This is a genomic window from Gemmiger formicilis, assembly GCF_016901605.1.
Lineage (GTDB): Bacteria > Bacillota > Clostridia > Oscillospirales > Ruminococcaceae > Gemmiger > Gemmiger formicilis_B.
In genome coordinates, this window is record NZ_JACJKP010000134.1 from 1 (window position 1) to 8,272 (window position 8,272).

The following is an 8,272-nucleotide window of genomic DNA, read 5'->3' on the forward strand; positions in this document are numbered from 1 at the left end:
GTTTTGCAGCCGGTGTTCCCCGTCAATCCGTTCCCCGTTCACAAACACCGGGGCCTCCGGGTTCAGGGTCTGTACCAGCAGGGATTCTCCCCGCACGCACAGTGCGCAGTGCTGGGGCTGGATTTTGGGGTCCGGCAGGCAAAGGTCACACTGGGCGGCATCGCTGCCCAGCAGCAGACTGCTTTCCACCATACCGGCCCAGCGGCTCTCGGCAATGGAGCCGCGCTGGCCCCAGAACATGGTGACCCAACGCCGGGGCAATGCATTGTCATCCGTCACACCGGCCAGCAGATGTTCCGCTTCGGCTTCCTGCTCGGCAGCCCGGTCCCTGCGGCGCAGCCGCCGCCACTGGAAGCCCAGAATTACCAGAATCACGATCGCCAACAGCAGCGGTGTGCGGAACCGTGCCAGATAAAAGCCTTTATCCCGGGGCCAGACCTGGATCACAAAATCCGTTTCTTCCCGCAAAGAGCTGACATTGGCCGGCGATATACGGCTGGACACCTTGTTCAGGGCCACATGGTAATCCCCTTCATACAGGTTAGCCGTTGTAAGGGTAACGGTGCGGCCGTCCTCACTGATCTCCACACTTTTTACCGGCACATGCCAGTTCCAGATATCGTTGCTGACCACATGGTAAAACTGCGGCCGTGTGGCATTGGGGTTGATGGCCTGGTTCAGGGTCAGACGCAGTTTGTTCCGCCGGATCACTTCCACCTTGGTCACCTGGGGCTTCTCCATCCGGAAGCCCATATATACCGTGGTGCTGCTTTGCACAGCGCTGCCCAGACTGGGCACCGCCAGGGTAACGATCTCCTGCCGTTCGCCGTACATACTTTCCGGCACTTCGGTGCGCAGTTCCAGGGCAGTGGCAAACATCTTCTGTTTTTCCTGTATGGCCTGCCCCATCTGAGACATGGCGCAGGGAATCACACGGCCATCGGATACCGCATCCAGAATCGTAAACTTTTCCGGTGCGCTGCTGCCCACAAAGGCATAAATGGCCATGTTCAATTTGGTGCTCACATCACTCATCAGGCCCAGTACCAGCCCGGGATTGGTCACCACCCGCTGCGCATCGGTGCACAGAAACACCGCTTTGCGGGGAGCCAGCGCCTGATATTCCTTCTGAATATCCCCTGCAATGGTGGAGGCAGCTTTGGTCATATCCATGGCGCCGTTCACCTGCTGGATCTTGGCCAGTGCGTTATACAGCGTATTGGCATCGGACGTAGCAGGCTGTACACAGGTCGCCCCGCCCGCCAAGGTATACAATGCCACCTGGTCATTTTCCCCTTTGTTGCGGATCAGCTGCCAGATAGCACCGCGCATCTGGCGGAAATCATCCCCTGAGATCTCGCTGCTGTTGTCCAGCGCTACCATATAACAGATCGGACTGTCCGCCTGGCCCAGAGAACTGGTATCCAGCGTATGGTCCCCCAGCGTCAGTTCCAGACCGGCCGCCTGTACCACGGTGGGCGTATAAGAATTTCCGTCCGCGTCCAGCGCGTAGAAAAAGACATCCATTTCCGGCACGTTGACATAAATTTGTTCCACCCGGAAATTGCCCGCACTGGTGGCCGCCGTTGTGGTGTCGGCTGCCGCCGCAAACCCGGCCACCAGGCACAAAACCACGACCCAGACGGAGGACACTATGTATTTGAAAGTTTTCACACACCGTCTCCTGTTTTATTAGGTTCCGCTGATTTTGTTATGCAGGGAACGCAGCGCCCCAACAATCTTACTGCGGCGGGGGTCCTGCGGCTGCTTTTGTTCGGGAATAATATGGATGTCGGCATCCTCCGCGCTGTCGTCATCTTCCTCGGTCGCGCTCAGGTCCGGCATTACCGGCATATGGGGGCCGCGCATGGGGGGTGCTTCGTCCAGAATAGGTTCTCCTTCCTGGCGCAGAATGGGATAGGAGAAAATGGCCCCCGGCACTTCGATTTCCGGCGGGTCGCTGGGTTCCTGCCGGGGCTGGGTATCAAAATAATCCGGTGAGGGAGTCGTTTCCTCCTCCGGTACCAGTTCCACCGTGCGCGGCGGCGCGGGTTCTTCCTCGTCCAGTCCCGGGGCAACCACGCAGTTGACTGCCTGCCCCTGGTCTTCGGCCTGCTGGTCGTCGGTTTCCGGCAGCGATGCCGCCGCAGCTTCCACGGTTTTTTCCGACAGATCCAGTTTCGGTTCCGAGGACACCTCAGTGATTTCCTCATCGTAAGGCGTCACCGGGCTGTTCTGGCGCGCATAGTCCTGGGCCTCCTGCAGTTCCCCGATCATCTCGCTGAAGAAGTCCAGCAGTTTATCCCGCTGCTGCTCCATCGCTGCGATCCGGCTTTTGAGGTCCTGCAGCCGCAGCCGATGGGCATTCTGGATCTCCCGGGCCTCGTCGGTGGCCGCCTGCACCATCTTGCGGGCCTGCCCGATAGCCTGTTCCCGGGCCAGCTGGTCGATTGCTTCGGCTTTGCGGTTGGTTTCTTTCAGCAGATCGTCTGCCTCCTGCCTTGCCTGCCGGCGGATCTTTTCAGCCTCGGCGTGGGCGGTGGCCAGTACCTGCTCTTTCTCTGCCAGTACCTGCTGCCGGGCTTCGTCATGCGCACGGCCCTTGATGCGCAGCGCCGCCTCGGCTTCCTCGGCACGGTCGGTCAGTTCTTTATTTTCGCGAGTCAGGTCTCCGTTTTTCAAACGCAATACCGCCACCTGATCCGTCAGCGAGTGGTTGCGCTCCTGCACTTTGGAATAACGCGTTTCCAGGTCGCTCTGCCGGCGGGCAATTTTATCGGCCTGCCCGGCCAACGTCGCATTCTGGGCGGTCAGGTTCTGGTTCTGCCCCAGCAAAGTCTGGCAACGGCGGCGCAGTGCCTCGCTCTCCTGCCGGGCCGCACGGGTTTCGGCCGCTGCCGCATTCAGGCTTTGCTCATAATCACTGCACAACGCACGCAGCGCCTGGCGCACATCTTCCGGCTCATAACCGCCGAACCGTGCCTTGCGCACCCCGCATTGTTCCATATATTGGTTTACGTCAATCTTTGCCATACGCCGCAATCCCCCGACAAGTTTCTATAAGTAATTTCATTATAAGGCAACCCCCTGGTGAACGCAAGCGGATTTTGCCAAATTGCGTCGCAGCGGCAAAAAGAGAAAATTGCAAAAAAAATTCAAAAAAGTTGTTGACAAACGGGGCACCTGTTGCTATAATGATAAAGCTGACTCAAACAGCGGACAAAACATTGCCCCATAGCTCAGTTGGTTAGAGCACCTGACTGTTAATCAGGGTGTCGTCCGTTCAAGTCGGACTGGGGCAGCCAACAAGCGATAGAGTTTCAAAACTCTATCGCTTTTTTGTTTTTCCTTATTCAGGTACAGCTTTCCAGATCACTTGTGTTACACGAATTTCAGTTTCTTCTTTTTTTATCAAGCAAATCCTTGCGAAGTCGCCTTCCACTGGTAATCTTGTCGTCGTAGATACAGAACATCTACTGTTTTACCGTTTTTCCTGTATACCTCGCCTTTTCGTACGTTCTGGAACATCCTATCTACGCTTTACAACAAAAAAATTGACAAATTTCTTTTTCTGGTGTTATGATATAGGCAATTACTGGTAGTCGCAGTGAAGAGAAGTAGCGAGACAAAAGGTTTCGCTGCTTCTCTTTTTTTGTGCCTTTCAGCCAATTTACAAAAGAAAAGGAGAACCTGTAATGCCCCAAACCAAGTTTCAAAATATCGTGTACACCGTGATTATGGCCATCATCATGGTCTATGGGATGATTGTATACAATGTTGCTCTGAACACCGGCGGTGTGACCAATGCCACCTTTGCCATGGCACTGCACGAAATGCCCATTATGGTCCCCGTTGCCATTTTGCTGGAATACTTTATTGTAGAGAAGCTGGCCACCAAACTGGCTTTCACGGTGGTTCGCCCCACCGACCGCCCGCAGATCATCACCTATGCCATCTCCACCATGATTGTCTGCCTGATGTGCCCTACCATGAGCCTGATTGCCACGCTGCTGTTCAAACAGCCCAGCTTTGGCACCTGGGTACAAACCTGGGGCTGCAATATGCCCATGGCCCTGATCTGGCAGCTGCTGTTTGCCGGACCGCTGACCCGGCTGATTTTCCGCACATTGTTCCGCAAACAGCTTGCTGACGGAAAAAAGCCGTGTGACCAGCCCCTGTAATGTTCAAAAAGGACCGCCTTCCGGCGGTCTTTTTTGGTGTTTGCGGAGATTTTCTTTCCATTTTCTTGACATTTATAGGTAAGGGTGTAAAATAGAGCAGCAAAACAATAAGCATTCTTATAGTTAGGAGCCTTATTATGGAAAGCTTGCATTACCTGCTGATGAAGGCCCATTCGATGTTCTCCCGTAAGGTATTGGGTGAAGTCGGTAAAACCGGATTGACGCCCGGCCAACCGAAAGTTCTGGAATTTTTGCTCCAATATCAAGAAGCCGACCAGAAAACCATTGCCGCTTATTGTGAGATTGAACCGGCCACGGTGGGCAGCATCCTGTTGCGGATGGAGGACAGCGGCCTGATTGTGCGGCGCCAGAAAAACGGCAATCGCCGTTCCCTCTATGTTTCTCTGACTGACAAAGGCTATCAGGCTGCTTTACAGGTAGCGGATATTTTCCGCACCGTGGAAACCGATGCCCTGGCTGGGCTTTCTGCCGACGAAGCTGCCACCCTGCAGGCATTGCTTTTCAAACTTTGTACTTCCCTGCAAACCAATCCGGAACGAAAAAAGGAGCAATCATGACTGAAATTTGCAAAATGAACCGTACGGCACTGCTCAAGCGCATCGTTTTTCTTTGTGTGGGTTTGACTACCATGGCCTTCGGTGTGGCCTTTTCCATCAAAGCCGCACTGGGCACATCCCCTATTTCCAGTGTACCTTACGTCACGGGCGCCATCTCGGGGCTGACGGTCGGTACTACCACCATCATCATGAATACGCTGTTTGTATTGATCCAGATTGCCATTCTGCGCCGCCAGTATGAATGGGTTCAGCTTTTGCAGCTGCCTGCTGCCGTGTTGTTTGGTATGATGATTGACCTGGCTTCGTACCTGATCCGTGACCTGAACCCGACCGCCTACTGGCAGCAGTGGATCGTCTGCCTGCTGGGGATTTTTCTGGTGGCGCTGGGCGTCAGCATCGAGGTAACCGCCCGCCTGATCACCACCGCCGGCGAAGGCATTGTACTGGCGATCTGCAAAGTTGCCCCCATCAAGTTCGGCAACATGAAGATGATCTTTGACCTGACGCTGGTTGCCATTTCCATTACCCTTTCCCTGCTTTTCCTGCACCATCTGGATGGTGTGCGTGAAGGCACCGTTGCCGCTGCCGTTCTGGTGGGTCAGCTGGCCCGGCAGATCAACAAACCCATGGGCGTTGTGGAACAGCGCTGCCTGGCATAAACAAGCATTTTTCTATGCCCGCCGCGGGATTCCGGAACATATCCTGCGGCGGGCAGTATTGATTTTATTCCCCAAAAACGGTATTATAAAATAGTAAATATGTACTGTGGTTTTAGTTTTGTGTGAAGGAGCTTATTGATGGAAAACTACGTTCTGTTCAGTGAATCCACCTGTGACCTGACCCCTGAACTGGTACAGGAAATGGATATCCACATTTTGCCCATGACCTTCACGGTGGATGGCCAAAGCTACCGCAATTATCCCGACAACCGCGAAATGACCCCCAAAACTTTTTACGATAAACTGCGCGCCGGCAGCATGTCCACCACAAGTCAGGTTGCCATTTCGGACTACGAGGAGGCTTTCACGCCGTTTTTGGAGCAGGGGCAGGACATTCTGTACCTGGCATTTTCCAGCGGTCTTTCCGGCACCTACCAGGCCAGCAAAGTGGCCATTGAAGAACTGTTGGAGAAATTCCCCGGCCGCCGGATTGTCAGCATTGACAGCCTGCAGGCCAGCATGGGCGAGGGCCTGTTTGCCTACACACTGGCAATGATGCGCAAAGCCGGTGCCGGGCTGGACGAAGTGGCCGCCTTTGCCACCGAAAACGCCCAGCGCTTCTGCGCCTGGTTCACCGTCAACGACCTGATGTTCCTCAAGCGCGGCGGCCGCCTGAGCGGTGCTGCCGCTGTGGCCGGCACACTGCTGGGCATCAAACCGGTGCTGCATGTGGACCCCGAAGGTCACCTGATCGCCATGGAAAAGGTGCGCGGCCGCCGGGCCAGCCTGGATGCTCTGGTCAAGCATTTTGCCCAGAGCGCCGACAAAAATTATGCCGATATGACGATTTTTGTCAGCCATGGCGACTGCCTGGAAGACTGCCAGTATGTGGCGGATAAAATCAAAGCGTACGGCGTCAAGCGGGTTTGCATCGGCGATATCGGCCCGGTGATCGGTGCCCACAGCGGCCCCGGCACGGTGGCACTTTTCTTCCTGGGCGGCCCCCGCTGAGAAAGAATCCTGCCGGCGTTTGTGCGTGGCCCATCTGCCATTTTTCTTGTACAACAAAACACCGGAACACCTTACGGGGTGTTCCGGTGTTTTTGCTTTTCCGTATTTTACCGTGCCTTTTTACGTTGACGCAGCGCCCGTACCACCGCACGCAGCCAGCTGCAGGCAGCAGCGGCCAGGGCCGGGTAAAGCACCAGGCAGAAAGCCTGATACCAGGACGGCACAAAATACTGCCAGACTGCCGGCAGCGTTTCAGCCTTGTTCAAGGAGATGGTACCGGGAGTAAAGGTCATCTCCACCGTCTTGTTTTCATCCGGGCTGCAGGGGTCCAGACGCAGGGCCACAATGGATGTGCGGGGCAGCGTGTACAGATACTTGCCATCGCCCAAAGCCTCCGGGAACACCCGCCGGTCCTGGCTGTAATCCTCTCCCACTTTGGTGGTGTAATACAGGCACATCTCCCGGGCGTCGCCCTCAAATTCCACTGTATAGCTGAGGGTGCGTACCACCATATCGGACACATCCTCCAGAATCATCTGGGGGTCGCCGTTGGTGGTGGTCAGCACGGCGGTTTCGGCCGTACTTTCCCCTGTTTCCAGACCTGCCAGCTGCCAGTCGGTAACGGGGATTTCCGCTTCATACAGTGTACCGCCGCTGCGGCCCAGCGCATCGCTGCCCCAATGCACAGCACCCAGCACCACCCAAAGCAGGGCCGCCGCCAGATAGCAGGTCAAAGGCAGGGCGCCCCGACGGTCAAACCAGCGTTTCAGCGCTTTCACGAGGCACTCACCTCCATTTCCATCGGCGCAAAGCCTTCATCCGTCACCCGGTAGAGCAGCGTTTCACCCGAGAGGGCCGCTTCCAGACCGTCGGTAAACAAATCGGCGTAGCTTTCCACAAAAATATCGTCGATGGTCTGCAGGTAGAGCACCGTGCAGCCGTTGCCGCGCACAATAGAATCCAGTTCCTCTGCCGTAAAGCCGTGGTAATAGTAGTTTTTGGGGCCTTCTTCCTGGGGTTTCAGTTCCGGCAGGCCCAACTCTCCACCGCCGCCGATCATCTCGGACGTGATGCCCGAATAATCCACCAGAATGGGATAGAAATCAAAGACAGCCGAGAACCAGGCTTCTCCGTTATCCCCCTGGCTGACGAAAAAGACCCGGTCCTCTTCGGTCAGGTAGCTGCAAACCAGCTCCGCCTCGGCCCGGATGGCTTTCCGGTCGGCAAATTCACTGTCGGCAAAGCCCAGCACACTGAGCTGCGGCAGCACCAGCTGGCTTTGCCGGGCCAGCATGGCCACTGCCAGCAACAACACGGCCCCCTGCCCGGCCAGCCCCCAGCGCGGAGTATAGAGCTTGGAGCTGAAAATAGCGGTAGGGCCGTCTTTTTCGGCAAGGGTTGCCCTGTGGACCTCGATTTGAGGCAGCAGTGTCACCACCAGGCATCCCAGGGCAATGAGGAACCAGCCGATGTAATAGCTGTAAATGTACCGGTTATAGTCGGTGAGTCCTTCGGCCTGGAAGGGCTTGAAGATAAACCCATAGCTGAGCGCCAGCATCAGATTATAACCCACAAAGCAAAGGGTGGACAGCACTGCCATGGCGGCCACGCGTACCCGCAGCCGCCAACCGGCAGCCAGTACAAAGGCCAGCGCAAACAGCAGCAGAATGAACACCACCACGTTGCGGCCCTGACCAATCATGCTCAGTTTGCCGTCGCTGGTCCAGAACTGGTGGCCCATATCGGCCATAGCCTGCAAGAACTGGGGCTGACGCTCGGCAAAGAAACCTTCTACCGGCTGTCCCAGCAGGATCTTGATGCCATTGATTACCACTTGCCCCAG

General features: G+C 55.9%; 8 protein-coding genes and 1 tRNA gene. 5 read left to right on the top strand and 4 right to left on the bottom strand.

The genetic code is table 11. From position 1 onward, the window contains the following. Window positions 1–1,674: FHA domain-containing protein (locus H6B10_RS10465; protein WP_204651554.1), on the bottom strand; the 1,674-nt coding region annotated here is incomplete at its 3' end. Window positions 1,675–1,692: 18 nt separating this feature from the next. Beyond that, window positions 1,693–3,033, bottom strand: a complete 1,341-nt coding sequence (locus tag H6B10_RS10470) for a hypothetical protein (RefSeq protein WP_204651555.1) — start codon at window positions 3,031–3,033, stop codon at window positions 1,693–1,695. Between the two features lie 195 nt (window positions 3,034–3,228). On the opposite strand from H6B10_RS10470, the gene H6B10_RS10475 reads away from it, so the two are divergent. The 5 genes from H6B10_RS10475 to H6B10_RS10495 all read left to right on the top strand — a co-directional run bounded on the left by H6B10_RS10475 (window position 3,229) and on the right by H6B10_RS10495 (window position 6,429). Beyond that, window positions 3,229–3,305: transfer RNA gene (locus H6B10_RS10475), tRNA-Asn, on the top strand. Between the two features lie 390 nt (window positions 3,306–3,695). Further along, window positions 3,696–4,181 carry a DUF2798 domain-containing protein gene (locus tag H6B10_RS10480; protein ID WP_204651556.1) on the top strand — a complete coding sequence of 162 codons (486 nt, stop codon included), beginning with the start codon at window positions 3,696–3,698 and terminating at the stop codon, window positions 4,179–4,181. Window positions 4,182–4,318: 137 nt separating this feature from the next. After that, a complete protein-coding gene (locus tag H6B10_RS10485; RefSeq protein WP_204651557.1) occupies window positions 4,319–4,759 on the top strand; it encodes a MarR family winged helix-turn-helix transcriptional regulator in 441 nt (146 codons plus the stop codon). Then, window positions 4,756–5,418, top strand: a complete 663-nt coding sequence (locus H6B10_RS10490; RefSeq protein ID WP_204651558.1) for a YczE/YyaS/YitT family protein — start codon at window positions 4,756–4,758, stop codon at window positions 5,416–5,418. The genes H6B10_RS10485 and H6B10_RS10490 overlap by 4 nt, the downstream gene beginning before the upstream one ends. Before the next feature lie 138 nt (window positions 5,419–5,556). After that, window positions 5,557–6,429 carry a DegV family protein gene (locus tag H6B10_RS10495; protein WP_204651559.1) on the top strand — a complete coding sequence of 291 codons (873 nt, stop codon included), beginning with the start codon at window positions 5,557–5,559 and terminating at the stop codon, window positions 6,427–6,429. 107 nt (window positions 6,430–6,536) lie between these two features. Here the strand turns inward: H6B10_RS10495 and H6B10_RS10500 are convergent, their stop codons facing one another. Continuing rightward, on the bottom strand, window positions 6,537–7,208 hold the full coding sequence (locus tag H6B10_RS10500; RefSeq protein WP_204651560.1) for a hypothetical protein: 672 nt from the start codon (window positions 7,206–7,208) through the stop codon (window positions 6,537–6,539). Next, window positions 7,205–8,272: hypothetical protein (locus H6B10_RS10505; protein WP_204651561.1), on the bottom strand; the 1,068-nt coding region annotated here is incomplete at its 5' end. The genes H6B10_RS10500 and H6B10_RS10505, both read right to left, overlap by 4 nt.

What these genes read in the sequence shown, in the direction of transcription:
- H6B10_RS10470 (WP_204651555.1), bottom strand. Translation starts at nt 3,033, where the DNA reads ATGGCAAAGATTGACGTAAACCAATATATGGAACAATGCGGGGTGCGC.
- H6B10_RS10480 (WP_204651556.1), top strand. Translation starts at nt 3,696, where the DNA reads ATGCCCCAAACCAAGTTTCAAAATATCGTGTACACCGTGATTATGGCC.
- H6B10_RS10485 (WP_204651557.1), top strand. Translation starts at nt 4,319, where the DNA reads ATGGAAAGCTTGCATTACCTGCTGATGAAGGCCCATTCGATGTTCTCC.
- H6B10_RS10490 (WP_204651558.1), top strand. Translation starts at nt 4,756, where the DNA reads ATGACTGAAATTTGCAAAATGAACCGTACGGCACTGCTCAAGCGCATC.
- H6B10_RS10495 (WP_204651559.1), top strand. Translation starts at nt 5,557, where the DNA reads ATGGAAAACTACGTTCTGTTCAGTGAATCCACCTGTGACCTGACCCCT.